Below are 24,850 nucleotides of genomic sequence, written 5' to 3'. Positions count from 1 at the left end.
GTCTATTGCGAGACAATGTCCTCGTGCGAGGCCGGTTCCGCGTTCTGGGCCGCAGCTCGTGGCGGGGGGGCCGGCCGTGGCCGGACACCGGGCGGCGGACGGCGCGGACCAGTGCCGGCCGCCCGGTTGGCTTCGGCAAGGCGGGCCTCGCGTTCCCTGTCCTTGACCCGCGCCCGCTCTCGGTAGCGGGCGAGCGAGCCGGCGGCGGCGGAGCTCGCCCTGCCCCAGATCCCGACCAGCTGGCCCGCGACCCGTCCGGTCGTGCCTCCCGCCCAGACCAGCTCGAACGGCGAAAACAGGCGCCAGCGCTCGTCGCCCCACAGGATGCTGCGCGCAATCATCTGTCCGGCCATGGCCGAAATGTTCATGCCCTGGCGACCGAACCCGCTCGCCACCCACAGGCCTTTGCGTAGCTGGCCGATCTGCGGCATGCCGTGCACGGTCTGGCCGGTGGCGCCGCCGAACGTATCGGTGATCTCGACATTGCCGAGCTGGGGAAAGATCGTGCGGATCCGCCGCTTGATGGCGCCGGCGAAGCGTTGCGGACGTGCCGCCCAGGTGGTCTCCGGGCTCTCCCACATCAGCCGGTCGCCGTCGACGATACGGAAATGGTCGATGCCGTCGGAATCCAGCACCGATCCCTTGAAGGCGACGATCTCATGCACACGCTCGCCGAGCGGCGCGGTGATCCCGGCATAGCGCCAGACCGGGAGCAGCGTCTCCGACAGGCGCCGCAAGGGCGCGCCGAGATGGATGTTGCCGGCGAGCACGATATGCGTCGCGCGCAGCCGCGCCAAGGGCGTGACGATGCGCTTGCGGATGCCCGAATGATCGATGCTGACGACCGGCGTGTCCTCGAAGATGCGGGCGCCCGCCCGCCGCGCCAGCGTCGCAAGGCCATGCACATATTTGCGGCCGTCGACCTGGAACGCGCGGGGATAATGGATGCCGTGGAAATAGCGGTCGGTCTTGAGCACCGCGCGGACGCGATCGACCTGCCAGCCCTCGACCTCGGTGTCGAAATCCTCGCTCAGCATCTGCAACCGGCTGATCAGCCGGTCGCCGGCATCGACATTGGAGACTTCCAGCACGCCCTCGCTGAGGCCGATCCCCGGCATGTTCTCTTCCGTGGCGTTGGCGCGGACGAACTCGGCGCCCTCCTTCGACAGCGTCCACAATTCGTGCGCATCCTCGAAGCCGATGCGCTCGATCAGGTCGGTGAGCGGCAGTGCAAAGCCCGGCATCACGGTGCCAAGCTGATTGCCGGAGGCATTCCAGCCGACATGGCGGCCCTCGAGCACCGCGACGCTGGCCCCGAACCGGGCCGCCTCCAGCGCGATGGAAAGGCCGGCAAGCCCCGCCCCGATCACGCAAATGTCGGCATCGAGATCGAACGACAGCCGCTCCCGCTCGTGAAAGCCGGCTTCGTCTTTGGGCACGCCTGTGAAGGTCTCATTCATGTCGTTTTCTTAAAGGACCGATCGGGCGCTTGTCACCTTGTCCTCAACCCGCGCCTGTAGATTATCCTGGATGCGTAACGATTCGAGAATGCCATGCGCCGTTTGATGCTGCTGCGTCACGCCAAGACCGAGACCGACGCGCCGAGCGGCCGTGACCAGGATCGCCGCCTCGACGACCGTGGCCACAGGGATGCTGCGCAGATGGGCGACTGGATCGCCGCCCATCCGCCCTTCCCCGATACCGTGCTGGTGTCGCATGCCGTCCGGGCCCGACAGACCTGGGACATCGCCTGGAAGGCAATGAAGGACCGCGTCGCGGCGCCGCAGGTCGAGGTCCTGCCGGAACTCTATGGCGCCGATCCCGCGCAGATCCTGGAAGCCATTCGCACTGCAACAGCGCCGGCCGACCCGAAGCGATTGCTGCTGATCGGCCACAATCCCGGCATGCACGAGGTCGCGCTGATGCTGACGGGCGGCGGCGACCCGGCCGGAGCCAGGGCACTCGGCCACAACCTGCCCACAGCGGGGCTTGCGATCTTCGACTTTGACGTCAAGGATTGGGGTGACGTGGCCTACCGCCGCGGCAAACTGGTGCTATTCGTCAGCCCCAAGCTGCTTCGATCAGGATGAGACGCGCGGGCGCGGTCTCGACCGGTTGATTCAGCTTAAGAGGTGCTGACTGGAAGACTGGAGGCGCAGATGTTCAAGTCCATCCTCGTGCCCATCGACCTCGCCGACACCGATCTCGCCAAGCCGGCGATCGCAACCGCGGCGACGTTGTCTCAGACCTGGAGCGGCACGGTACGCCTGCTCAACGTGCTGCCGATGACGCCGGTGATGCTGGCCGAATACGTGCCGGCCGATTTCGACGAGCAGCAGCGCCAGACCTCGGAGGAGGCCCTCGCCATCGTCGCGCGCGAGTCCGGGATCGAGCCCTCCCGTATCTCCAGCGTGGTGCGCCAGGGCGGCATCTATCACGAGATCCTGGAAGAAGCGGCGCACATGAAAGCCGACCTGATCGTAATGACCTCGCACCGGCCAGCGATGCGCACCTATTTCCTCGGCTCCAACGCCGGACACGTCGTGCGCTATGCCAAATGCTCAGTGCTGGTGGTCAGGCACTGAGGGTTGCAGCAAACGCCGTCCGCCTATTGCTCGGGCTACAAGACCTTGCGTCGCCTGTCGGGCAAAACACCCCAACTGTCGGTCAAGCCTACCATCCAAAATATTCCGCTTTACCGAAATTCGGAAACGGCGTATGTGTCGCCGCAACCCGGCCCGAGGAAGAGGGGCGTATCGCGATCGTCACGAACGCGGGGCGGGCGGCGGTGGACATGGACCACACCGGCGCGAAAGGCTTCGCAGGGCGGGCAACCGTGAGCGAAAGCGTCACGCCAACGACGGGTGCGGTTCGCGGTACGGCCAAATCGTGTGGTCCTGGCTGCAAGCGATTTTTTCGGCCTGTTGAAGTCGCCGGAAGTGCCTGAACATAAAAGCATATTTCTGTTGCTGCCGGACGGGCGAGAGGCCAGTCCAAACCTGCCGGGCTCTAATAGGCCCTAGTTTCACGTGGCGCTGGCGCGGGCCGGTCCCGTCCCCTGTAAGCCCGGTTGCGTTGTGCGGCCTTCCTGCGGCCATTGGAACGCCGGGACCGGCACGAGGTTAGATGGATTGTGCACCATCGTGGCGGCGCTGACCGCGCGCTGGATCGGAGGCAGCACATGATCATCGTGGACGAAGAGGGCGAGATCATCGCCACAGCATCCGATGACCATACTCTAATCGGCGGCCACCACCGCCTCGCAGTGGCGGCCAGCCTTGGTAAAAAACTGTTCTGGCGACATACTGGCGAACCAGTGAAGCTTGATAACTTCTTCAAGCATTATGGAAGTTCTCTTCGACATTCAGCCTAAGCCGCTCGACGAGGGATAATGTCTCGCTCACATGCCCTGCATCGTGTGCTGATCAAGCGCCCAGTCGGAGATCTTCGGCGCGCGCGCCAAGGTCACAACCCATCGTGTGCCTGATCGCGCGCGCCGAAGCCGCCCTCTGCCCTGCCACGGTTCGGATCGCACTCATTGACCGCGTCCGCCAAGCGACATCTCGTCCTCGTGCCCCCGCTGAACCCCGATTACTTGCGCCGCTGCCCCGGTCGTGTCCACTCCCACGGGATTGTCCCTTCCGCCTCTTTCAGAAGGCGGTAGACGCCCTGCATGACGTTCTTGCTCATGGACGGGATGAGGCCCAGCGAGAACAATTTTTAGCCAATCCTCGCCCTGTGATCGGCCGAGCGTCTTCGGCGATTTCGTACATCGCCTTGATCATATCGAGCGAGCGCTGCGCCCGACCACGACCCTTTTTCGTACTCGCTGTTGAAAAAGGGCGAGAGCATCGCCGATGCGATCGAGCGCTTGCGCCGTCGCGGACGCGAACTGCAAGCCGATCTCGAACGGGCCCGCGCCGCGCCGTGGCCTTCCTCGCTCGCGCGAGAGCGCATGCGGGCGCAGATCGCGAAGCTAGTCGAAAGCGGTCGGCCGTTCGCCCATCACCTTGTCGATCATGGCGAGCCGGTCGCGTTCGCGACACGCAGCGTTTCGGTTCGAATTCTCAACAGCGCGCCGGAAGCGATCGGCTTCGCCAGATGTGTTGTCGCTGCTCGCATGGTTGCATCAAGACGCGCTGGTCGCTGCCCTCGACCGCGAGATCGACGCGACGGCCGACGACGCCAACGCACTTGACGCCGATCAGCGTCGCCAGGCGAAAGCGGAAATCCTCGCCGATCGTCTGGCTGTCGAGCGCGAGGAGAGCGAGCTATCTTGGCGTCAAGCGGCCGACGGCGGGCCGATCCTGCACAGGCCTGATCTCGACCCGCAGGCGTTGCTCGGGGTGAAACTGGTCCCTGCCGCCAGCAATGATGCAGGTTAGAGTTTCCGCATGCGCCGCCAGTTTGCGCATGGGCGGCGGCGCATTCGGCGCGGCGGATGGGGGATGCTCCACTTCCTGTCCGCCGCGTGCCCGCCGCCCCGGTAAACGCTTGCAGGCCGATTACCGGCGTTTCGGCGAGGGCCTCGCTCCGGCGCAGCTCCGCCGCTAGAACGCACAGCCGGCGATTTATAGCCGAAGACGTTGAAGGTCTGCCTCGCTCAGGGCCACGTCCGCGAGCCGCAATCCCCTTCTGCCACGACTGCCAGCCCGCCGCCGCACCGTCGCCGCGCGCTCTTGGGCACAGTCTTGACGGAGTAATGAGAGCCGGAACGTAAGCCGTCGCGCGTCCCCGCGCCGCTTTTTGTGCTCAGAAGGACCCGCACAAGTGGGGTACTAGTTGGTTCTACTATAAGTAGAACTACTGAGAACGCGTTTTGCTTACCCTCAGTACGACGTCCGGCGGCCTCATCATCGGCAGCGGTAAGTTCCGGTTCCATGGTACTATGCGTCATAGGCGTGCTGGAGGGCAGACATGGCTATCTACCTACATTTGCAAACCCACGGTATGGCACCGAAAGAGATTACCTGTATCACAAAGGCTTACGAGCAAACATTACGTGCCCTCTGTGTTAAAGATCGCGACGATCCGCTCACGGAATTGGTGGCGAAGACAATCATCAAGATCGCCCAAACCGGGATTAAAGACCCTGCACAGATTTCAGCGCAGGCGATCAGCGAACTCGAAATGCGCTAGGCGATCTCGGCCTAAGACCATGGAACTGAAACATTCCTGAGATCGGGAGGTTGGCTATTGGGCTTCGGGGCTTCGCAACGTGCGAGGCGCGCCATGACCCCTCTCCCGGTAGGTGATGTGTTTCTCACGGTCGCAATCATGGCCGTGACCTTCGTGATTGAGATCGGCCTTTTTATTTTGATCGGGATGTTCTGAATGAAGCACTCATCCGCTCAGTGTTGGGCGTGCCGGATGCCTTGATTTCGGCTCAGATTTTTCAAAATCCCTCCGCAACCATCGGCCCTGTTCGGCGTCATGCTCGATTGAGGAGCGCTCGATGGACGACGACGAGGAACAGCAAGAGCTTGAAGAACAGATCATGCGCTACCGCACGATGGAGCGCGACGTCACCGATCCGCTCGCACTCGGGCTCCTACACGATATCGTCGCAGAATTAGAAGCGGCTCTGCGGCCTGCTAACGAATAGACCACTCCCGCGATGCTATTGGGTCGACAATGGCGGAAAACAACAGCAGTCAGTTGGTCGAGCAAAGCACGCACGACACACAGCGTCGATGCCCTGCTTGTGCAGCTATTCCTAAATTGCTCCACTCGATTTCCGATCCGTACAGTGGTCGGATCGTCCGCGTGTTCCGGTGCCAATGCGGCGAGCACATCTGGCGCGATTAGCTGCCGCTAGACTAAGACCGCTAAAGGCGATCACCCTCGAATGAGAAAGGCAGCGCCGCCGCAGGTGAAAGGATCCTCGGCGACCTATCTGCGGCTCAACGGCGAGGTTTTTTTCCAATGCTCCGCATCGGGAACGATTGACGGTGAGCGCTCCAATTCGCGGAGCCGGTCGATTTGCGTTCTCAGCCTCGCCGGTAGGTCCGGTTCCGGTTTCAGCGACGCGCGCAGTCTCTCGCCGATCTCTCGAAGGATGGCCCGACCGTGTATGTGGTCGATGTCAATGCCGTTGCGCATAACGGAACCTCCGGTTTCGGTAAAAACACCGCCGCCGGCAGGCCGACATCGGCTCAGTGCGCTCCCCCCAACCGATCGGGGGCCCAACTGGCGATTTCGAAATAGAACCCGAGACCGTCGCTTTTGGCTATCTGCGCGAGCGCTTGTATTGAACAGCGGGTCGGTGGCCGCGACCTTTGACTATCCCGCGATCTGCGCCGTGTTAGGACCGGCGAGCGACGGTCTCGTGTTTATTTTAAAGTTTGGCAGGCGCTTTCGTTCCGTTGATCTCTGACCGCGCCATTCGGATGAGGAACCGAACAAGCACGCGGAACCATTTCTGAGAGTGCCCGGTTAGGTCATGGCTATGAAGGGAGGGACATCGCCATGAGGACCGAATATCTCGCTGCGATTGCGATATCTGTTCTTGCCGCTGGCGGTCTGGCCGTCAATTCTGTCGGCTCGCCGCCTTCCGAAAAGCAGTCCACGCCGACCGTGCAAGTGGCAGACCGACTAGCTGCGTCGGTCGATCCGTTCTTGCTTCGATCGGGTGGGTAACAGGGCGGCGTTGCAGCCAACGGTGCTTGCATCCAGTGGTAAGTCATTTCGCGCTGTAGTTGGATATTTATTCGCGGAGCAGCGCTCTTAAGTTGTTTGACGAAATTCTGCTGAAACAGAAGGCTGCTATAATCTATTTTAGGTAATCGGCCCTGTTCCTTTTTTTGCACCGACAAGCAAGCCAGCCAATCGTCCTTTGAGCTTTTGAATTGGCTCAGCCTGTAAATGGGCTCACATCGGACAGCCATCGCCGGGGCCGCGATTATCCGAAATCAATGGTGGAAATTATCTCTAGTGATACTCAAAAGACGGGGGTATCCATGCCCGCCATATTCGACCTGCTCTATCGCGAATACTGCCGCGCCCGCCTCGCTGAAATGCGGAAACAGCTTCTGATTGCGGGACAAGATCCTGAAAGCGTACAAGCCGATTGCGATCGTGCTGATCAGGAAAGCGTTGGCAGGACAGACACGCAGTACGAAATCAGCTACGGCGCGCTGAATTGAAGCGGCCGCGAGACATTGGGTTCTCTTCGACGCCGCAATAGCCAACCAAGCGGCGATGGCTCGGGAGCCAACAATGAACACGCCCGAATGCTATACTGTAATGGTCGCTTGCGGCTCGTCCCTGACCATTGTCGTTTTGATGGCTCTCGGGGTTTGGTAGGAGCACAGGCGCGGCGCTTGCGTGCGGCAAATCATAACCCGGCTACGCTGGCTGCTCTCGGGCGCGTCGATGCCCGACAGGCAAATGCGCGTGCCGAGAATTTCAAGCGTGTCGCCGTCGATGACGCTGGCTTGGCCGATCAGGTCGGTCGGCAAGCGGCTTGCCCTAGATCAATATGGGCCCACCATCTTTGCCCATGCTCTTAGCCAGCACGAGGCCGGAACGGTGTATGCTCTTTTTAGTGGGAACCGTTTCGACATCTGTTAGAGGCCCGGATCATCCCACATCCGGGCCTCGTGGCAGTTCTTGGATCATTTGACGATCCTGTACGCCCTCGCATGCTTCTTGCGCAGATTGGTAACCTGCGTGCGACGGTTTGCCGATCCGGGCGAATCTCGTCGGCCCGCCGCTCTCGGCGACCAGCATCAACGCCTCGATCGCCGCCTGCCACGCCGACGTATCGTGCTCACGCTTCGGCAGTTCGGCGATGAAGAGAGCGGCGTCGGCCAGCGTGCTCAGCGTTCGGCCATCGGGCAACAGGATCGGATCGTCGAATTCGCGCCGCCAGCCGCGATCGGTCATCTTAGGGATCGCGCTTATTGGTGATCTCGCGCGCCGCCAAGCTCAATTCAAGCTCGGTCAGCCGCTCGATCAACCGCTCGACGATCTCTTCGCATTCGGATCGCGCAAGTGAACTCACCCCTCGCCGGGCCAATTCGTCTGCGAGGATCGTCGCTAGGATAGCTTTGACGGTCAATTCCGCCTCCTTCCGGAAAATCCGATCGTGATCGAAATGCAATCGAGGCGGGTAGTAGACGCTAAACGGCAACCACGGGCAACGGCGGGCCCAGCGCGTCGGTATAAATACGGGGCGGCTGTGCGTTCGCCGTCTTAATCCCGAATAGGTGTCGTGGAGACACGTTGGCAGAGAACGCATTTGTAGACGCGCAGGCCCGGCCGATCAGCGATTGCCGAAAGTTGCCCTACCGGCATCATGTCGCGCTCGCACCTCTCGCAGGCGGGACCTCGCTTGGTATCGGTGTTGGTCAGCATCTAGCGGGAGCGTTTTGGTAGTTTCGGAAGTTTCGCCGGGTCGAAACGTGGTCTCGGTTTGGTCGCTTCTGGCGCCAGGGTTTGTTGTTCGGTCAGAATAAGCGTTCCCTCAAGCACCACTCCCGGCACCTGATCCGCCGTGCCAACGTAACGAGCTATCTTGCTGGGGCACGTTCCCTCAATCTGCGCCGAACACCGTGGCATGTCCTTCGGTGTGCCTCTTGATCGTGATGATCGCGGTGAACCGGTCACCGTCGGTCTGGCAAGAGCCTCTGTATGTCATGATGCTATCGCCGCCCCAGATTTTTCCGTCCGCGATGTGAGCGATGCCGGTGCCGTCGCCGAGCGGCGTCTTGAACCAAGCCGCGTAAGTGCCGTCTTTCAGCATGGGAGAACCGCGCCCCTTTGTAGTTCTAGATGATCGGGCGACTAGCGCTAAGGCTTGGTAAAAGCCGGGGCCCGTTCAAGTCCGGTGCCGGGAGTTAATTGTCCGGGGTTGGTGGTTTGCTTCGTGCTCGGCTTTGCGAGACCTCGCGTTGTGCGACGAGCCGCAGGAGGTCCTTGCACTTGGGACATCGATAGGTTCGGATTTCCCATACCGATGTCTCCGGCTCCGAATGGACGAGCCTCCTCTCGACATTGCAGGCGGAGCACATTTGCTGGCTCACAATCCGACCTCTCGAAATCCTTTCGGAAGTGAGTTGCCGCTCGATCGGCGAAGCCGTCAATTTGGGAAATTTCCCAATGGGTGAATTACGGAGAACAAATGCTTGCGCTCGCCCGGCTTTGAGCAGCCGCCGGTTTTTCTGCGCACTCGACGTGTGCCGCTGCCCGTTAGGATCCGTTTAAGGCCGGAAGCGCTGGCCTGCGGCGGCCAGTGGGAGTGCACCGTTATTATGTTCGAGGACTGTTCTTATCCGGGGAACTACGGTCCGGTGGATACACCGGATATCCGCTTGATGGCTGCAGATTGGAACCCTAAGAAAAACGCCGCAACCAAGGGAAGGAACGGTCGGAGTTCGCTCCCGTTACACCGGTTCACCCCCAAGGGAGCACTCGCACATGTTGAAGATCGCTCTTGTTTTGGCCGCGACCGCAGCGGCGCTGACAACTATCCCCCTCGCCATTCCGGCCAACGCCGCCCAAGGCGTCAAGATGGCCCAAGGCGTTGATGTTCAGATTGGACGGGATCGCGAGGACCGCTATTACAGGGACCGTGACTACAGGGACCGCAACCGCTACGACCGCGACACGACAGTTGGCGTCGGTCCTGGAGGCGTTACGGTTGGCCCAAGACAGCGCTGCCGCACAGAGACCGTCACGGTCGAACGTGATGGCCGCATGGTTACACGCAGGGAGCGCCGCTGCGACTAATTCCGTCCGGAGTGAAGGCGGAATTGATCCGGGGCAACACCATGGTGCACGCCGCATGAAAGCGCGCGAGCTTGCCGCTCGACGCCTTATGTTGGCGGCCCGACGCCGATTTGAAAAGCTCACTGAAACGCTGGCAGTGCAAGAAGGACCGACGCGCACCGCCGGTTCAGGCGATCCTGCTGACCGCGACACGCGGGATCGCGCCCTACATTGGAACGTGGCTACCGGCAAGTTTGTTGGCTATCCGTCCATTTTGAACAAATGGACGGCAGGCTGGCCCCGACCCAGCTCCCCCCATTGCCCTTGGTGTCGGGGCCAGCCCATGTGGAGAGAGACCTTGGACGGTAGGAGCACGGCCCGGATCGTCGGTTTCAGCATCGCGGGTATTTACTTCGTTTGCATGGTGCTCGCGGCGATCAGCATGACCTGACTGCCGCCGGACCCGCGAACCCACCGCTTCCGCCAGGAACAAGCGGCCAATTCAGCGAGTTGGCATCGCTACTTCGACCCTTGCTGCGGGCCTCGGAGCGTTTGCCACGGTTGTGCGATCTCTAGCGTCCAACGGCGGCCATCTCATGAAGCAGTTATAGGCGTGCAATGGGTGAGCGCGGTCAGGCGGACGGCCGTACGACTGTTCTGTACCAACGCCTTCAGGCGCTCGTTGCTCAGCGGGCTGAGCTTGAGCAGCTTCGCAGGTAAGTTCTGAGTGCTGAGGAAGGAACCGTTAGCACAAAGCGACAACCCATTTTGGGGAGCACCAAAGTGGGCCAAAAGGGCGAGCAGAAGCTTTGAGCCGCGCGTTCAAATGGATTGCCGATGACTATTCCGGCCTGCGCGTCGGCGCAGACCGTTTCTTCACGCGCACGATAGGCACACCAGTTTCAACGTGTTTCGTAGAAAAGCCCGAGCCATCGGGCTCCGGAGCGATCAGGCCGCGAGCAGCAGCTTCGGATCAACCGCCTTCACGGGAGGCTTGCCGACGATCCGCCGTAGCTCGGCTGCGATGCCATCGAGCACCGCGCGCTTCCTTCATCCGCTTGGAGTGATTGAAGACATTCCCCTGGCGCTCGGCCGCAGCGCACGGGGCCTAGATTGAGCGGGGGCAGCAGCACGCGAGCGACGTTACGTCGGTCGCGTTACCGTGTCACGGTGCGTTAAATCACGTGCATATGCGTCACGCATTGTCACGCGTTCTCTAGGCCACCATCCACACGCAAGCCGACTGCGGCGAGCCGGGACAGAGATAGATGACGTAGAAGTATCCGTCCGACGCCCAATAAGAATAGATGCATTGCATTGCGACGCATGGGTGGCGCTCGATCGGCGGGGCGTCAATTGGGATTTTTCCCAGTGCTGCACCAGACCTTTGACGTAAGTAGAGGCCCGGTATCCAAGTGGCGGCGCAACTCGCGCTAAAACATTGTTCGCACCGGGGCAGGCTATTTTAGTATGGAAGAATACTTCATGCCGGTGGGCCGCAGAGCAATCTGCGGCCATTTCGTTGCACCGAGCGATCAGGCGACGAGCCGCAGCCCGGTGTCCGCTTGCGTCACGGGTGCAGGCTCGCCGATGATCCGCCGAAGCTCGGCGGCAACACCGTCGAGCACGGCGCGCTTTTCCTTCATCCGCTTCGAGTGATTGTAGACCTTGCCGGTGACGGTCGGTACGATCTGCTCCGACTTCTTGCTCGCGGCATGATCGAGGCACTTCGCGATCCACGCATCATCAAAGCCGAGATCGCCTGCCAAAGTCGCCGCCGTCCTGCGCAGATCATGCGGGGTGAACGGCTTGAGACCCAATAGCTCACAGAGGCCGGGCGTCTTGGTCTTGTCCTTGTTCCTCTCGTGCTTGGTCCCGCGCAGCGCCGTTGCCATCGCCTTGCGGTGGATCGGCTGGCCCTTGTACACGGGGCTTTCGAACACGAACTGCTGATCTTTGGAGGTCAGCGCTTCCTTGATGATCTCGACCGCAAGCTCGGATAGAGGCTGTTGGATTACCCGCCGTTTCTTCAACCGCTTGAGCGGCACGTCGAGGCGCGGGTGTTCGCCATCGAGATCGATAACTCGCTGCGCTGCGCGCCTAACAGTTCATTGGAGCGCAGCATGGTGGCGAGTGCGCATTTGAGCGCGAGCCGGGTTTTCCGGTCCCAAGGCAGGTCGTCGCGATCGAGGCCATGCCAGAAAATCCTGATCTCGTCCTCCGATAAGACCCGCGTGCGCGGATGCTCAGGGTCGAGCTTCGGCAGGTTGACGCACGGGCTCGCGGTGACGTAATCGCGGCCCGCTTCCGCCGCCCAATTGAACAGGCCCGATGCCGCCCGGCGCATGTGGCGGGCGTTGCTCACCGACGGCTTGCCGCCGTGCCGACCCGCCACGATGTCGTTCGACAGCGTCGCAATGTCGTGTTTGGTGACCTCGCTCGCGACCTTTTTCCCGAGACGGGGACTGAGAAAGCGCCGCAAGTGGCTGGCGACGTTCTCCCACGTTTCGATGCGGGGCCGCATTTCGCCGTCCGCCTTGCGGACCGGTGTCTGCATCCAGTCGATCCGCTCCTCGATGATCTCGTCGACCGTCCTGCCGCGCTTCGCCTGTCGCTCTCTTCGGTCGCGGAAAGTCTCGGCAATCGCGTCGCCACCCATGCCCTTGAGGCCATAGACCTTGCTCCGAGCGTCCTCGACGGTGAAGGTCTCGGGGTTATAAAGGCTGAGCCACCCGGTTCGCTGCTTGCCGGTCGCCCGATCGGTGAACTTGACGGAAAAGGTCGCCACGCCAGTCGTTGTGATGCTGACATAGAGGCCGGGGCATTTGCAATCGTAGAACTTGACCCGTTTGGGCACCCGCCTTTCGCAAAGGCGATTGGTCAGGATGATGCTGCCGTTGCGGGCGCGCTTGCCAGCGGGGGCGGCGGTGATGGTAGTATCCATTTCGGTTTCGGCTCCTAAGGCTTGAGACCAAAGGGCTCGGCTTTGGGTCTTTCAGTCTTGTCGTGCGGACGCTGAAAGGCTTAGGGCCGGGCCCTAGATTTGACGAAACCCGCCGAAGCGCCCCGAAACAGGCTAGTCGAAAAACAGGCTAGTCGAAAAAGGCTTATTTCAAAGGGATTTTGTAGTTTCAGCCGATTTCACCGAATGCCAAAATAGAGACGTGTGGTCCTGGCGCCCGGGGTTCTGTGCGCCAAGTCTGGCGGTGATGTGACGGCCCGACCGGGTTCGCAGCATCAGCGATCCGCAAGCCGACGGGGGCAATAGTGCATCGCTCCCCGGGGAGAGCGCGACATAAGCCGTTCCAACCACTGCGCAGGCAAGGCCGGGATGCTTCCGGTTGCCCTGTTTCCCGCTATGCATTGAAGCACACGCAATCTGCTCTCGGCATGGCGGTCCATGGGAGCCAACCGGCTCCTGGTCTTCCCTGCGCCCTCTTCCATTGAGGGCAAGGCGACGAAGCAAAGCTCGGGCGAACAAGCCGCGAGGATGCGAGGGTGTCTGCGATTGAAATGTACGTTAGAGGAAGGACAGCGCCATCCACATATTCCGTCATTGCGAGGAGCCCTTGCGACGAAGCAATCCAGAGTCTTTCCGCCGAGGGATTCTGGATTGCTTCGCTGCGCTCGCAATGACGATGTTGAAACAGTTGCGCGACAAACTCCGCTCTCATGCCCCGGACGCAGCGCGGCGCTTCTTCAGCGGTGCGCTGCAGAGCCGGGGTCCATGCGGCAGCGAATGTTTGGCTTGCTGGGTCCCGGCTCTGCGCCGCAGCGTAAACGCTGCAGCGCGTCCGGGACACGCGAAGGGCGAATGCCGTCAGCCCCCCTCCGCCATTGTCATCGTCTCACAAATACCGCGTCAGCTCGGCCTTGAACTGGCCGTAGACCGCGTCCTCGATCTGGCTGCGCGTGATCCCGATGTCGCGCAGGGCGCGGTCGTCGAGCTCGTTCAGCGTCTTGACGGCGGAGCGGCGCTCCAGGCGGTCGAACAGCGCGTAGACGGCGGTGGCGAGCGTGCTGAAAAATCCGCTCGATGAGGATGGGCGTAAACTCTGCCCGGCAGTTTGCGAGATCGTGGTCATTGTTCTTCTCCGGCCTGTCGTCCCGCGCGGCGAAGCCGATGCCGTTGGCGCAGACGCTTCGAGCGCTTGCACCTCATTTGCCGTCGGATTGCTCTCGCTCTCCTCGGCTCAATCGCGGAACTTGATGGAACCTAAATGCTCCAGTACATTGCTCGGAGCAAGGAAAACATTGCTCTCGGTGCAATAATGTCCAAGTTCGAGTACGTGAAGCTTGCCGATGCCATTGCCGTCGATATCGCTAACGGCACGTTAAGGCCCGGCGACCGGCTGCCGCCGCAGCGCAATTTTGCCTATGACCGCGGTATCGCGGTCTCGACCGCGAGCCGGGTTTACACGGAATTGCTCCGCCGCGGACTCGTGGTCGGCGAGGTCGGCCGCGGCACCTTCATCTCCGGCGACATCAGGCGCGAGGTCGAGACGATCAGCGAGCCGGCCGACGCGCGCATCAACTTTGAAGTCAATTACCCGCTGCTGCCGCAGCAATGGGCGATGATCGCCAAGAGCCTTGCGGGGCTCGAGCGCGTCGACGCGCTCGAATCCGCGCTGCGCGTCTCGACCAGCACCGGCACCAAGAGCGCGCGTGTTGCGGCCGTCGCCTATCTCTCGCGCAAGGATTTTACGCCACAGGCCGAGCAGATCGTCTTCACCGCCAACGGCAAGCAATCACTCGCGGCCGCGCTCGCAGCACTCGTTCCCACCGGCGGCCGCTGCGGCGTCGAGGCGCTGACCTATCCTTACATCAAGAGCATCGCCGCGCGGCTCGGCGTGACGCTGGTCCCGCTTCCCATGGACGAGCACGGCGCGCGCCCCGACGCGATCCAGAAGGCGCATCGCGAGGCGCACCTGTCGGCGCTGTATCTCCAGCCCATCATCCAGAACCCGCTCGGCGTCACCATGAACGCGACGCGGCGCGCCGACATCATGCGGGTTGCCGAAAAGCTCGATCTCACCATTATCGAGGACACCGTCTACGGCTTCCTCGCCGACGACACGCCGCTCGCCGCACTCGGTCCGGACCGCTGCATCGTGATCGACAGCCTGTCCAAGAAGGTCGCGCCGGGCCTCGCGCTCGGCATCCTCGTCACACCGCCGCACTTACGCGAAAGCGTGATGAGCGCGGTCCGCACCGGTGGCTGGATCGCCTCCGGCCACGCGCTTGCATCCGGGCAGCGGCTGATGGCCGACGGCACCGTCGCCGAGCTGACGCGGCTGAAGCGCATTGACGCCGCGCGCCGCCAGCAGACCGCGGCAAGGCTTTTGGCGGGCTACCAACTCGCCGCCGACCCGCGCTCATACCATCTCTGGCTGACACTGCCGCCGCATTGGCGTTCGCAGACCTTCGTCGCGGCGGCGGCCCGGCGCGGCATCGCGCTGACGCCGTCCTCGACCTTCGCAATTGCGCATGGTCATGCACCGAATGCGGTGCGGCTCGCGCTCGCTCCGCCGTCGCCCGAACAGCTCGATTCCGGCCTGCGCACGATCGTGTCGCTGCTCGGCACCAAGGAAGAGGATCTCGACTCGACGGAGTAGCGATCGGTCTATGGCAGCAAGGACCGGGGCAGTTGATCGAAGCTGTAGCTCCGCGGCTGGTTGCGCCACACGAAGCCGCCGACCTGCCAGGCGAACAGGGCGGCAAAGCCGAGGATGAACAGCGCGCCGGCGAACTCGCCGATCATCAGCGCGCGGATCAACAGACCCGCCATCGCCACCGTCAGCACCGCCAGGAAAGCCAGCACCGCCGCATAGGTCTTGCGGCCGAGGCCCGCGCTCAGCGTCGCCCGGCTCCCCGCCTTCGCCATCCGCTCATGCAGCGCGACGAGAAAAGCGCGAAAGCCGCTGTCCTGCGGCGCCATCAGCGCCGCGGTCTGCCAGCTCGTCGACAGGATCGCGATACGCCCACCGCTGGCGTGGCTGACGTCGGCACGAAAGCGGTGCTGCTGCATCGACACCGGGCGAAACGACAGCCGAATCGCGCTGATCTCGTCATAGCGCCACACCGCGGAGCGCCCGGCGACGTGCCAGGACAGCCCCTGCTCCGTCAGCTCGAAGCAATGTGCCGAGCCGATCAGCGACGCCTTGTAGGCATAGCTCGTGACTGCCCCAGCATCCGAAACCTGCATCTCGACAATCAATCCCGTCCGCGCGATCCGGTTCGCGATCCGCTTGCGCGACCGCCCTCGCCCATCCTACAAGCGGGGCATGGCTGAGACGACCTTTTTTCCGCGCCGCCTGATTCTCGGCGCTGCAATGATCTCCGGCGTGCTGCTCGCGCTCGCGGTGCACATGCTGGGCGCGCGCTACGGGCTCGACCTCGGCGGCCTCTGGCGCTCCGACGCGCATGAGTTCATCCCGGCCGGCGCGGCAATCGCCTGGTGGCTGATCGCGACCGTCGGCTTTTCCGGCGGCTATTTCACGGCGACCATGATGCAGAGCGCGATTTCCGGACAGATCCCGCAACGGATGCGCCAATTCCTGATCGCGGTCGGCGTGCTGCTGCTTGCGGGCGCGGGCCAGGTGGCCTCGGCACCGAGCCCGATCCCGACCGTCTCGAGCGTGCTGACCGGGCTCGCTGCGCTGTGTCTCGGCGCCGTGATGGCATTTTGCGGCGCGCATTTCGCACTGCGCCGCGGCTAGACCATCAAGCCGACGCGCGTAGCCGCGGGCCGTCCAGCATCATCGCCACATCGGAAGCAGGCCGCGGCTTGCTGAACAGATAGCCCTGCGCCTGGGTGCAGCCTTCGCGCCGGAGCAGCTCGAGCTGCGCGTCGTTCTCGACGCCTTCCGCAGTCGTGACGATACCGAGGCTGCGGCCGAGGCCGGTCACTGCGCGGATGATCGCCATGGAATCCTCGCGCGTCGCCAGCTCCGACACGAACGAGCGGTCGATCTTAATCTTGTCGAACGGGAAGCTGCGCAAATAACTCAGCGACGAATAGCCGGTGCCGAAATCGTCGAGCGAGATCCGCACGCCCATGGCGCGCAACTCGTGCAGGGTCGTCAGCGTCGCCTCGCTGTTCTGAAGCAGCACCGATTCGGTGATCTCGAGCTCGAGGCGGCGCGCATCGAGTCCCGAGGCGGCCAGCGCCTCGGTCACCGATGCGATGAGGTTCGGACTCTTGAACTGCACCGGCGAGAGATTGACGGCGACGTCGACATCGTCGGGCCAGGTGGCCGCGTCCGTGCAGGCGGAACGCAGCACGAACTCGCCGAGCTGAACGATCAGTCCGGTCTCCTCGGCCAGTGGGATGAAGCTGATCGGCGCGATCAGCCCGCGCTGCGGGTGGTTCCAACGCAGCAGCGCCTCGAAAGCGACCACGCGACCGCTCGCGACGTCACGGATCGGCTGATAGTACACTTCGAACTCGTCACGTTGCAGCGCCGCGCGCAGATCCATTTCCAGGAGGCGCCGTGCCTGCGCGCGGGCATCCATGCCGGTCTCGAAGAAGCGATAGGTGCCGCGGCCGTCCGCCTTGGCGCGGTAGAGGGCGAGGTCCGCGTTCTTCAGGAGTTCGTCCGGATTGTTGCCGTCCTGCGGCGCCAGCGCGATGCCGATCGAGACTCCGATCACGATCTGATGGTCGTCGATCTCATAAGGTGCCGAGATCACCTCGACGAGGCGCCCGGCAAGGGACCTCGCAGCGGTTTCCTCGGAACGTCCGATCTGGACCACCGCGAACTCGTCGCCGCCGAGCCGCGCCACGGTATCGTGTTCGCCGACGGTCGTCTTCAGCCTGCGGCCGACCTCCTTCAGCAGCGCATCGCCGATGGGATGGCCGAGCGAGTCGTTGATGTCCTTGAAGTGATCGAGATCGAGACAAAGCACAGCGAGCTGGTCGCCCGAATTGGTCCGACGCAGTCCCTGCTCGAGCTGTTCGTGGAACAGCACGCGGTTCGGCAGGCTGGTCAGTGCGTCATGGCGCGCCATGTGCGAGATCTTGGCCTGCGCCTCCAGCCATTCGGTGATGTCCTCGAAGGTCGCGACCCAGCCGCCGCCCTGCATCGGCTGATTGACGACGCGGATGGAGCGGCCGAACCGGTTGACGACGTCAGTCGTGGTGCGGCCCTCGCGCGCGTCGGCGACGAGGCGAGCGAAGAATTCATCCGCGTCGCCCTGCCACTGGCCCTTGGCCTGCTCTTCCCTGAGCACGTCGACCAGAAGGCGGCCGGTGAGCAGGATGTCGGTACGACGAAGCATCGCGGCATAGCGCTCGTTGAACAGGATGATCTTGCCGTCCGCGTCGAACATGCACAGTCCCTGCGACATGTTCTCGAGCGCGCTGTCCAGCACAATCTGCTGGCGCCCCAGTACGCCCTTGGCGCGGCGGTCGAGCAGCGCGGCTACGAGCGCAATCGCGATGATGGCGACCGCGGCGCTGGCGGTGAGGAAGGACAGCGAGGCCGGCGGGATGGAAAGCCCGCTGATCGCGCGCGTCGGATCCGGCGTCAGCAGCACCGCGCCCATCGCGGTGAAATGATGCGCGACGATGGCGACCGTCAGCAGCGTGGTCGCCGTCAGTGCATGGGAGAGGTCGTCGCGCCGCGCGGCGATGAACAGTGCGAAGGCGGCGAAGACGATTCCGAACAGCACCGAGGCGGCGACCGTGCTTCCGATCCAGTCCACCCGTGCCGGTATCTCCAGCGCCGCCATACCGGTGTAATGCATCGCGGCTACACCACTGCCCACGATCGCGCCGCCAAGGGCGATCCACACCGGGCGCGAGGACGATACCGCGATGCTTAGCCCCACGAAGTTCACGGAGATCGCAAGGATCAAGGAGAGGAGCGTCACTGGGATGTTGTAGGCGCCGGCGCCGCCCGGCCCGTAGGCGAGCATCGCGATGAAATGCGTCGCCCAGATGCCGCATCCGCTGACGGCGGCATCCAGGGCGATCCAGGCCAGACGCGCGGGGCCGTGCGTCGCGCGTGCGCGCTGAAACAAGCTGATCGCCGCCGCGCTGGCGAGCAGACACACTGCGCCGCCAAGCGCGACCAGTCGCCAATCGTGCTCGTCGGTAAGACAAAAGAGAACTTGATACATTGCCGGCCCCTATCAACCGGCACTTGACCCGACAGAGATGGATGATCGGTAACTGGCTACAAACCTGTTCGGGGAATGGTGAATAGGAGATGTGTGCGTTCGCTCACATTGTTCATCCTCGCGGCGGCGCACCGATTCCGATCACGCCGGCGGCGATCAGCAAGACGGCCGCCGAAACGACGAGCGACAAATGCAGCCCCGTCATGAACGCACGGTCCGACGCCACCAAGGAACCAAACAGAGCAACGCCGAGCACGCTGCCGGTCTGCCGCGTCGCGTTCAGGACGCCGGCCGCGATGCCCGAACGCGCCTTCTCGACGCTGCCGAGCAGCGTCGACGTCAGCGGCGGCACCAGGAGGCCGAGCCCGCCGCTGATCGCGATCGTCTGCGCGCAGATCGTCCAATAGCTGGTCCCGGCTTCGATCCAGAGCAGGCCGAGACAGCCGAGTGCCGAGATGCAGGCGCCGACGACGATGGTCGGACACGGGCCGATGCGCTCGGAAAGACGCGGCGCCAGCAGATTGACCGGCAGCACCGCCGCCATCATCGGCACGAAGGCAAGCCCGGTCCACCACGCCGACAGCCCGTTGATCCTCTGGAAATACAGGCTGAGCACGAAGATCAGGCCGTAGATCGCGATGTTCACCAGCAGCCCCACGAGCGAGGTCAGCGTGAACAGCCGGTGGCCGAACAACGACAGCGGCAGCATCGGCTGCGCCGCGCGACTCTCGCGCCAAACGAAGAGCACGGCGAGAACGGCGGCTCCGACAAAGGCTGCGATCACGGCTGGATGGTCCCAGCCGAGCGCCCCGCCTTCGATGATTGCACCGGCGAGCGCGCCCAGCGCACCGATCGCGGCCAGCTGGCCGGGCAGATCGATCTCGCGCGAGCACGCCCGCGTGGTCTCGCTGGCGTAACGCCAGCTCAGCCACAGGCCGGCGAGCCCGATCGGCAGATTGACCAGGAAGATCGCGCGCCAGCCGACCAGCGTGATCAGCGCGCCGCCGATAAAGGGGCCGGCGGTGAGCGCAAGGCTTGCTCCGGCGGCCCAGACTGCAACGGCGCGACCACGCTCGCGGTCGTCCGCATAGGCATGATTGAGCAGCGCAAGAGAATTCGGTACCAGGATCGCCGCCGCCAGGCCCTGAACCAGCCGTGCTGCGATCAGCACGACCGCATTGGGCGACAGCGCGCAGGCGAGCGAGGCCGCGGTGAAGATGGCGAACCCCGCCATGAAGACGCGCTTGGCGCCGATCCGGTCGCCCAGCGCGCCGGCCGTCAGGATGAAAGCGGCAAACGCGATGGTGTAGGCGCTGACCACCCATTGCAACTCGGCAACGCCGCCGCCGAGCGCCCTGCCCATTGCATCGAGCGCGGTGTTGACGATGGTGACGTCGAGCTGCACCACGCCGTAGCCGAGGCTCATCGCGGCAAGCGTGAGGGAGGTTGCAAGATGCGAGCCGCCGCGCGACGCGGCGCGCGCATTGTCCAAGGTTTGATATTTGATGGTGCTTGCTCGCATGCTGCCACCTCGATTGCAGCCCCATGCGAAATATACCCATCCAGCCCGCTATCATGTTTCGATAATGGACGAAGGATGGACGTGAGGTAGTGTCCGCGCAAAGCCCGCGATATCCGCGGTGTCATCACCCGACTTGATCGGGCGATCCAGGACTCCGCAACGGAATTTATGAAACCCAATCGGCGCCGCGGCGTACTGGGTGCCCCGCCTTCGCGGAGGACAACAGCGGAAGTGAAGAAGCAGAAGCGCCGCGCGAACCATCGCGCGGCGCTTCGTTGACTACCACCTTCATCAGCTCGCCGCGCGCAGATTTACCTTGCTCTCGGCGAGTGTGGTCAGCTTCCTGTCGGTCGCCTTCTCTTCCTCGAGTGTCTTGGCAAGCACCGCCGCGCAGTCGTTACGGCCGAGTTGCTTGGCCCAGGCGATCAGGCTGCCGTAGCGGGCGATCTCGTAATGCTCAGCGGCTTGGGCCGCATTGATCAGCGCAGCATCGAGCACGGCCTTGTCGGCAACCTCGCCGGCTGTCTCGTCGGCTTCCTCGATGATGCCGTCGATGGCCGGGCAGTCGACCGCCTTCACGGCGATGCCGTGCATCTTGAACACCTCCTCGAGACGCGTGACATGCTGCTTGGTTTCATCGAGGTGCGTCAAAAAGCCCTGTTTCAGCTGCGGATCGGTAGCCTTGCTTGCCATCTTCGGCAGCGCCTTGGTGAGCTGCTGCTCGGCGTAATAGACGTCCTGGAGCTGGTGCACGAACAGGTCGTTCATGGTTTTGATGTCTTTTGTGAACAGTCCCATCGTTCCGGTCCTCTCGGTTTCGGGAACACGGCGGTATTGGCCTGCACGAAAGGCCCCATTATTCCGCCATGTTCGGCTGCTGATGGGGCCCAACGAGCACGCGGTATCGACGTTCCAAAACGCCCATCGCTTTGCGCTGGAACAACGCGGATGGCGGCAGGATTTGAAACCATCCTCTTGAACATGAATGCGCCGTCCGAACCGCGTTTCGCGACTCATATGCTTAACGCGCGTCAGATGTGAACCACATATGACAAAAGTGGCTGGTCCAACGCAGAACCTATTGTTGTCAAGGGCTGCACAAGCCGCTGTTTTTGCCTTAAATGAGCTGGATCATGCCAACCGATCGACGCCCGACTTTGGCCGTCATCGTACCCGACTTGCCAATACCTGGCTGGATCGGTCTTGCCCCCCGCCGGGAGGATGAATGCACGGACTGCTGCCCGCGCTGAGACGCGGCTTCAATAAATGGATCGGCTGGCGACGGCTCGGCATTGCCGCGAGCGTCTGCATCATCGCCTTCGCGGTCACCACGCTGGTGCGGACCCTCAAGGGCATCGATACCGGGGTCATCCTGACGGCGTTGACCGAGATTCCCCGCGGAAGTATCGGGCTGGCGGCGATCTGCGTCTTCTTCGCGTTCTGCACCCTGACTTTCTACGACTTTTTTGCACTGCGAACGATCGGCAAGAAGCACGTGCCCTATCGCATCGCGGCGCTCTCCAGCTTCACGTCCTATTCGATCGGCCACAACATCGGCGCCACCGTCTTTACCGGCGGCGCGATCCGTTTCCGGATCTATTCGGATTACGGCTTGAACGCGATCGACGTCGCGAAGATCTGCTTCCTGTCGGGCCTGACCTTCTGGCTCGGTAACATCTTCGTGCTCTCGATCGGCATGGCCATCCATCCGGATGCGGCGTCCGCGATGGATCAGCTGCCGTCGTCGATCAACCGGCTGATCGCGCTCGGCGGCCTCGCCTCGATCGGTTCTTATTTGGTCTGGCTTTGCATGGGCGAGAAGCGGCGCGAGCTCGGCCAGAAGGGTTGGAAGGTGGTGCTGCCCTCGACGCCGCTGACGCTGGTGCAGATCCTGATCGGCGTGGTCGATCTCGGCTTCTGCGCCACGGCGATGTACCTGCTGATGCCGGCCAGTCCGTCAATCGACTTCATGTCGCTCGCCGTGGTGTTCATCCTGGCGACGCTTCTCGGCTTTGCCAGCCACGCGCCCGGCTCGATCGGCGTGTTCGATGCCGCCATGCTGTTAGCGCTGCCCGAATTCGGCCGCGAGCAGCTTCTGGCGACGCTGCTGGTGTTCCGCCTTCTCTATTTCGTGATCCCGTTCGGTCTCGCCATCTCCATCATGGGCGCGCGCGAACTCTGGATGAACGTGGTCGCGCCGTGGCAGGAGCGGCGACGGCTGGCGGAGGCCTGCGCCCAGGCCAACCTGCCCCAGCAGGTGGCCGCGATGGAGCGCGAGCGGACGCTGCGGCAGGCCGGCAAGCGATAGGCGGGTCAGCAGGAGCGTCAGACTAAGGTTGCGGGCGGGACAACAATCCTCTCTTATTTCCGCCCCAACTTTGCCGTTGAACACGCGGACCATGGTTCCTCTTCCCTTTCGCATCCTCTCCGCAGGCGCCCTGCTGCTTGCCGGGATTCTATCCGCCTTGCCGCTCGAGCGCGCCGCCGCGCAGGACGCTGGCGCCATGCAGATCAGTTGGGAGGTGCGCAACCGCTTCCGCCTGTTCCGCGAGGAGCGCGATTTCCTGCTCCATGTCGAGAATGCGCGTAACCGCAGCATCCTGGCCGCCGAGCAGTCGCTGGAGCTTCAGAGCGAGGGCCGCGGCTGGGCCCGCAACATGGTCAACCGGCTCTGCATCGACCTCCAGGGCCGGGTCAACCAGCCCTGCACCCGCGACAACGTCAAGGAGAACTACCTCACCCCGATCGACCATCCCGTCACCGTGCGCCTCGTCGGCGCAGTGCCGGTCGGCGCCACCTGCGCCTGGTCGTTCGACGATGGCGACGGGCCGCAAGCCTCGACCTTCGACTGCGCCGAGCCGGTCAATTTGCGCGTCCGCTACGGCAAGCAGACGGTCGCGACCGTCGACGTCTCCTCCGGCTCCGATCCGACCCAGCGGGTCCAGGCCGAGATCCAGGTCCGCGACATCTTCGTCGCCGGCTTAGGAGACAGCATCGCCTCCGGCGAAGGCAATCCGGACCGGCCGCTGGCGCTGTCGGACGAAGGTTTTTGCTTCCGCTCCTATCTCGGTACCGCCGGGGCGCAGTACTACCGGCCGAGCCGCCACGGCTTCAAGGGTGGCCGCGCCTGCGAGGCGCCGGATACGCTCGCCAACTGGCAACGCTACAGTGCGCTGTGGTTCAACGCGCCCTGCCACCGCTCGCTCTACAGCTATCAGGCCCGCACCGCGCTGGCGCTCGCGGTGCGTTACACCCACATCGCCGTGACGTTCCTGCCGCTCGCCTGCACCGGCGCCAGCATCGGCGACGGACTGCTCGGCTCGCAGCGCGCCCGCGAGTGTCCGCCGGGCAAGACCGGCGTCTGCAACACCAGCGTGAACGCGCAGGTCGCCGAGCTGCGCGAAGCGCTCACCGCGGCGAAGAAGCGCCAGCCCGACCGCACGCTCGATCTCGTGCTGTTGTCGGTCGGCGCCAACGACGTCTATTTTTCCGGTCTCGTCGCCGACGTCATCGTCGACACCGCGACCGAGCGCGCGCTGTTCCGTCGCTCCGGCGTGATGGCGAGCGTCGACGATTCCCGCGATGCGCTGGCGCGCGAGCTGCCGCAGAATTTCGTCAAGCTCCGCGAGGCGCTGAAGCCGCTGGTCGGCGGCGATCTCTCGCACGTGGTCTACGTCTCCTACGCCAACCCGGCGCTCGCCGATGGCGGCGTGCCCTGCCGCGGCGGCCGCGCTGGCTTCGACATCCATCCGTCCTTCAACGCCGATCCGCAGCGCCTGGCCCGCGTCTCGACCTTCGTCGACACCGAATTCCTGCCGCAGCTGAAAGGGCTCGCCACCTGCACCCGCGGCGCGCTCTGCCGGGATCCCGAAGCCGATCGCATGACCTTCGTCGACACGCATCAGGCGGCGTTCGCCGATCACGGCTTCTGCGCTCATTCGGGCAACGATCCCGAATTCGACCGCACCTGCTTTGCCGAGAACGGCCAGAGCTTCAATCCCGACATCGTGACGGCGGCGAGCCAGCCGATGCTGTGCGGGCGCGGCGCTTCGGAATACCGCGCCTATCTGCCGCGCGCACGCTGGATCCGCGACGCCAACGACAGCTATTTTGCCGCGATGACCTATCCGCAAGGATTGCCGGCCGCGAGCCAGCCGACGGACATCCATGACGCGACCTGGGGCGTGCTCTCCGCCGTCTATGGCGGCGCCGTGCATCCAAGCGCCGAGGGCCACGCTGCGATGGCGGACGCCGCACTGCCCGCCGCGAGCGCCGTGCTCGGCCTCGACGCCGCTCCGCCGGATGTGACGCGCGGATTTCTGCCGCAGCTGCTACCAAGCGCGCGGCAGTAGCGACGCTGCCGCCACACGCACGCTGTCATCGCCCCGACTTGATCGGGCGATCCAGTGCTCCGTGACAGCCGTGATTGAATCGAGAGGTTGCGGCGTACTGGATTCCCCGCCTTCGCGGGGAATGACAGCGGAGTGCGTGGAG

At 63.5% G+C, this 24,850-nt stretch carries 22 protein-coding genes and 2 pseudogenes; 12 read left to right on the top strand and 12 right to left on the bottom strand.

Annotated features, from left to right (window positions below; translation table 11 throughout):
- Window positions 1-2 precede the first annotated feature (2 nt).
- Complete coding sequence (locus ACNJX8_RS15075; protein WP_439361240.1) at window positions 3-1,460, bottom strand: NAD(P)/FAD-dependent oxidoreductase; 1,458 nt, start codon at window positions 1,458-1,460, stop codon at window positions 3-5.
- 93 nt (window positions 1,461-1,553) lie between these two features.
- Between ACNJX8_RS15075 and ACNJX8_RS15070 the strand changes: the two genes are divergently transcribed.
- The 7 genes from ACNJX8_RS15070 (at window position 1,554) to ACNJX8_RS15040 (ending at window position 7,145) form a co-directional block, all read left to right on the top strand.
- Window positions 1,554-2,090: a SixA phosphatase family protein gene (locus ACNJX8_RS15070; protein WP_128932797.1), complete on the top strand. Its 537-nt coding sequence runs from the start codon at window positions 1,554-1,556 to the stop codon at window positions 2,088-2,090.
- A gap of 69 nt (window positions 2,091-2,159) precedes the next feature.
- Window positions 2,160-2,585, top strand: coding sequence for a universal stress protein (locus tag ACNJX8_RS15065; protein WP_027577099.1), 426 nt, complete (start codon window positions 2,160-2,162; stop codon window positions 2,583-2,585).
- A gap of 596 nt (window positions 2,586-3,181) precedes the next feature.
- Window positions 3,182-3,373: a hypothetical protein gene (locus ACNJX8_RS15060; RefSeq protein ID WP_439361239.1), complete on the top strand. Its 192-nt coding sequence runs from the start codon at window positions 3,182-3,184 to the stop codon at window positions 3,371-3,373.
- Window positions 3,374-4,106: 733 nt separating this feature from the next.
- Window positions 4,107-4,385 (top strand): hypothetical protein, encoded by a 279-nt coding sequence (locus ACNJX8_RS15055; RefSeq protein ID WP_439361238.1) that lies wholly within the window; start codon window positions 4,107-4,109, stop codon window positions 4,383-4,385.
- Between the two features lie 532 nt (window positions 4,386-4,917).
- Window positions 4,918-5,139, top strand: coding sequence for a hypothetical protein (locus ACNJX8_RS15050; protein WP_439361237.1), 222 nt, complete (start codon window positions 4,918-4,920; stop codon window positions 5,137-5,139).
- Window positions 5,140-5,455: 316 nt separating this feature from the next.
- Window positions 5,456-5,605 (top strand): hypothetical protein, encoded by a 150-nt coding sequence (locus ACNJX8_RS15045; protein WP_439361236.1) that lies wholly within the window; start codon window positions 5,456-5,458, stop codon window positions 5,603-5,605.
- Window positions 5,606-6,848: 1,243 nt separating this feature from the next.
- On the top strand, window positions 6,849-7,145 hold the full coding sequence (locus ACNJX8_RS15040) for a hypothetical protein (RefSeq protein ID WP_439361235.1): 297 nt from the start codon (window positions 6,849-6,851) through the stop codon (window positions 7,143-7,145).
- Between the two features lie 198 nt (window positions 7,146-7,343).
- Here ACNJX8_RS15040 and ACNJX8_RS15035 read toward each other — a convergent pair.
- From ACNJX8_RS15035 to ACNJX8_RS15020, 4 genes and pseudogenes are all read right to left on the bottom strand, one after another.
- Window positions 7,344-7,460 (bottom strand): annotated as a pseudogene (locus tag ACNJX8_RS15035) (thermonuclease family protein); the annotation flags it as partial.
- 121 nt (window positions 7,461-7,581) lie between these two features.
- A complete protein-coding gene (locus ACNJX8_RS15030) occupies window positions 7,582-7,887 on the bottom strand; it encodes a hypothetical protein (RefSeq protein WP_439361234.1) in 306 nt (101 codons plus the stop codon).
- Between the two features lies 1 nt (window position 7,888).
- Window positions 7,889-8,062, bottom strand: coding sequence for a hypothetical protein (locus ACNJX8_RS15025; RefSeq protein ID WP_439361233.1), 174 nt, complete (start codon window positions 8,060-8,062; stop codon window positions 7,889-7,891).
- A gap of 296 nt (window positions 8,063-8,358) precedes the next feature.
- Window positions 8,359-8,746 (bottom strand): annotated as a pseudogene (locus ACNJX8_RS15020) (hypothetical protein).
- Window positions 8,747-9,420: 674 nt separating this feature from the next.
- Here ACNJX8_RS15020 and ACNJX8_RS15015 point away from each other — a divergent pair.
- Window positions 9,421-9,732, top strand: a complete 312-nt coding sequence (locus tag ACNJX8_RS15015) for a hypothetical protein (protein WP_439361232.1) — start codon at window positions 9,421-9,423, stop codon at window positions 9,730-9,732.
- A 1,514-nt stretch (window positions 9,733-11,246) separates the two neighbouring features.
- On the opposite strand, the gene ACNJX8_RS15010 is transcribed toward ACNJX8_RS15015, so the two are convergent.
- The 3 genes from ACNJX8_RS15010 to ACNJX8_RS15000 form a co-directional block, all read right to left on the bottom strand.
- On the bottom strand, window positions 11,247-11,759 hold the full coding sequence (locus ACNJX8_RS15010; protein ID WP_439361231.1) for a tyrosine-type recombinase/integrase: 513 nt from the start codon (window positions 11,757-11,759) through the stop codon (window positions 11,247-11,249).
- Window positions 11,741-12,655 carry a hypothetical protein gene (locus ACNJX8_RS15005; RefSeq protein WP_439361230.1) on the bottom strand — a complete coding sequence of 305 codons (915 nt, stop codon included), beginning with the start codon at window positions 12,653-12,655 and terminating at the stop codon, window positions 11,741-11,743. Before ACNJX8_RS15005 ends, ACNJX8_RS15010 begins: the two co-directional genes overlap by 19 nt.
- A 904-nt stretch (window positions 12,656-13,559) precedes the next feature.
- Window positions 13,560-13,796 carry a DUF1127 domain-containing protein gene (locus ACNJX8_RS15000; RefSeq protein ID WP_439361229.1) on the bottom strand — a complete coding sequence of 79 codons (237 nt, stop codon included), beginning with the start codon at window positions 13,794-13,796 and terminating at the stop codon, window positions 13,560-13,562.
- A 186-nt stretch (window positions 13,797-13,982) separates the two neighbouring features.
- On the opposite strand from ACNJX8_RS15000, the gene ACNJX8_RS14995 reads away from it, so the two are divergent.
- On the top strand, window positions 13,983-15,326 hold the full coding sequence (locus tag ACNJX8_RS14995) for a PLP-dependent aminotransferase family protein (RefSeq protein ID WP_439361228.1): 1,344 nt from the start codon (window positions 13,983-13,985) through the stop codon (window positions 15,324-15,326).
- Between the two features lie 8 nt (window positions 15,327-15,334).
- On the opposite strand, the gene ACNJX8_RS14990 is transcribed toward ACNJX8_RS14995, so the two are convergent.
- A complete protein-coding gene (locus tag ACNJX8_RS14990) occupies window positions 15,335-15,916 on the bottom strand; it encodes a hypothetical protein (RefSeq protein WP_439361227.1) in 582 nt (193 codons plus the stop codon).
- A gap of 79 nt (window positions 15,917-15,995) precedes the next feature.
- Here ACNJX8_RS14990 and ACNJX8_RS14985 point away from each other — a divergent pair, with 79 nt between their 5' ends.
- Window positions 15,996-16,430: a hypothetical protein gene (locus ACNJX8_RS14985; protein WP_439361226.1), complete on the top strand. Its 435-nt coding sequence runs from the start codon at window positions 15,996-15,998 to the stop codon at window positions 16,428-16,430.
- 4 nt (window positions 16,431-16,434) lie between these two features.
- Here ACNJX8_RS14985 and ACNJX8_RS14980 read toward each other — a convergent pair whose 3' ends face one another.
- The 3 genes from ACNJX8_RS14980 to ACNJX8_RS14970 form a co-directional block, all read right to left on the bottom strand.
- Window positions 16,435-18,834, bottom strand: a complete 2,400-nt coding sequence (locus ACNJX8_RS14980; RefSeq protein WP_249756701.1) for a bifunctional diguanylate cyclase/phosphodiesterase — start codon at window positions 18,832-18,834, stop codon at window positions 16,435-16,437.
- 112 nt (window positions 18,835-18,946) lie between these two features.
- Window positions 18,947-20,356 carry an MFS transporter gene (locus ACNJX8_RS14975; RefSeq protein ID WP_439361225.1) on the bottom strand — a complete coding sequence of 470 codons (1,410 nt, stop codon included), beginning with the start codon at window positions 20,354-20,356 and terminating at the stop codon, window positions 18,947-18,949.
- 291 nt (window positions 20,357-20,647) lie between these two features.
- Window positions 20,648-21,154, bottom strand: a complete 507-nt coding sequence (locus ACNJX8_RS14970) for a YciE/YciF ferroxidase family protein (protein ID WP_439361224.1) — start codon at window positions 21,152-21,154, stop codon at window positions 20,648-20,650.
- Window positions 21,155-21,581: 427 nt separating this feature from the next.
- Here ACNJX8_RS14970 and ACNJX8_RS14965 point away from each other — a divergent pair, with 427 nt between their 5' ends.
- Together ACNJX8_RS14965 and ACNJX8_RS14960 are read left to right on the top strand one after the other, a co-directional pair.
- Entirely contained in the window at window positions 21,582-22,664 is a 1,083-nt protein-coding gene (locus ACNJX8_RS14965) for a lysylphosphatidylglycerol synthase transmembrane domain-containing protein (protein ID WP_439361223.1), read from the top strand.
- Window positions 22,665-22,755: 91 nt separating this feature from the next.
- On the top strand, window positions 22,756-24,708 hold the full coding sequence (locus tag ACNJX8_RS14960; protein ID WP_128932786.1) for a hypothetical protein: 1,953 nt from the start codon (window positions 22,756-22,758) through the stop codon (window positions 24,706-24,708).
- The last annotated feature ends 142 nt before the right edge of the window (window positions 24,709-24,850 follow it).

The sequence above is a fragment of the Bradyrhizobium sp. SPXBL-04 genome, assembly GCF_051853035.1.
GTDB classification, from domain to species: domain Bacteria; phylum Pseudomonadota; class Alphaproteobacteria; order Rhizobiales; family Xanthobacteraceae; genus Bradyrhizobium; species Bradyrhizobium zhanjiangense.
Note: the sequence above shows the minus strand (reverse complement) of the source record. Positions and strands in the feature narration are given on the sequence as shown.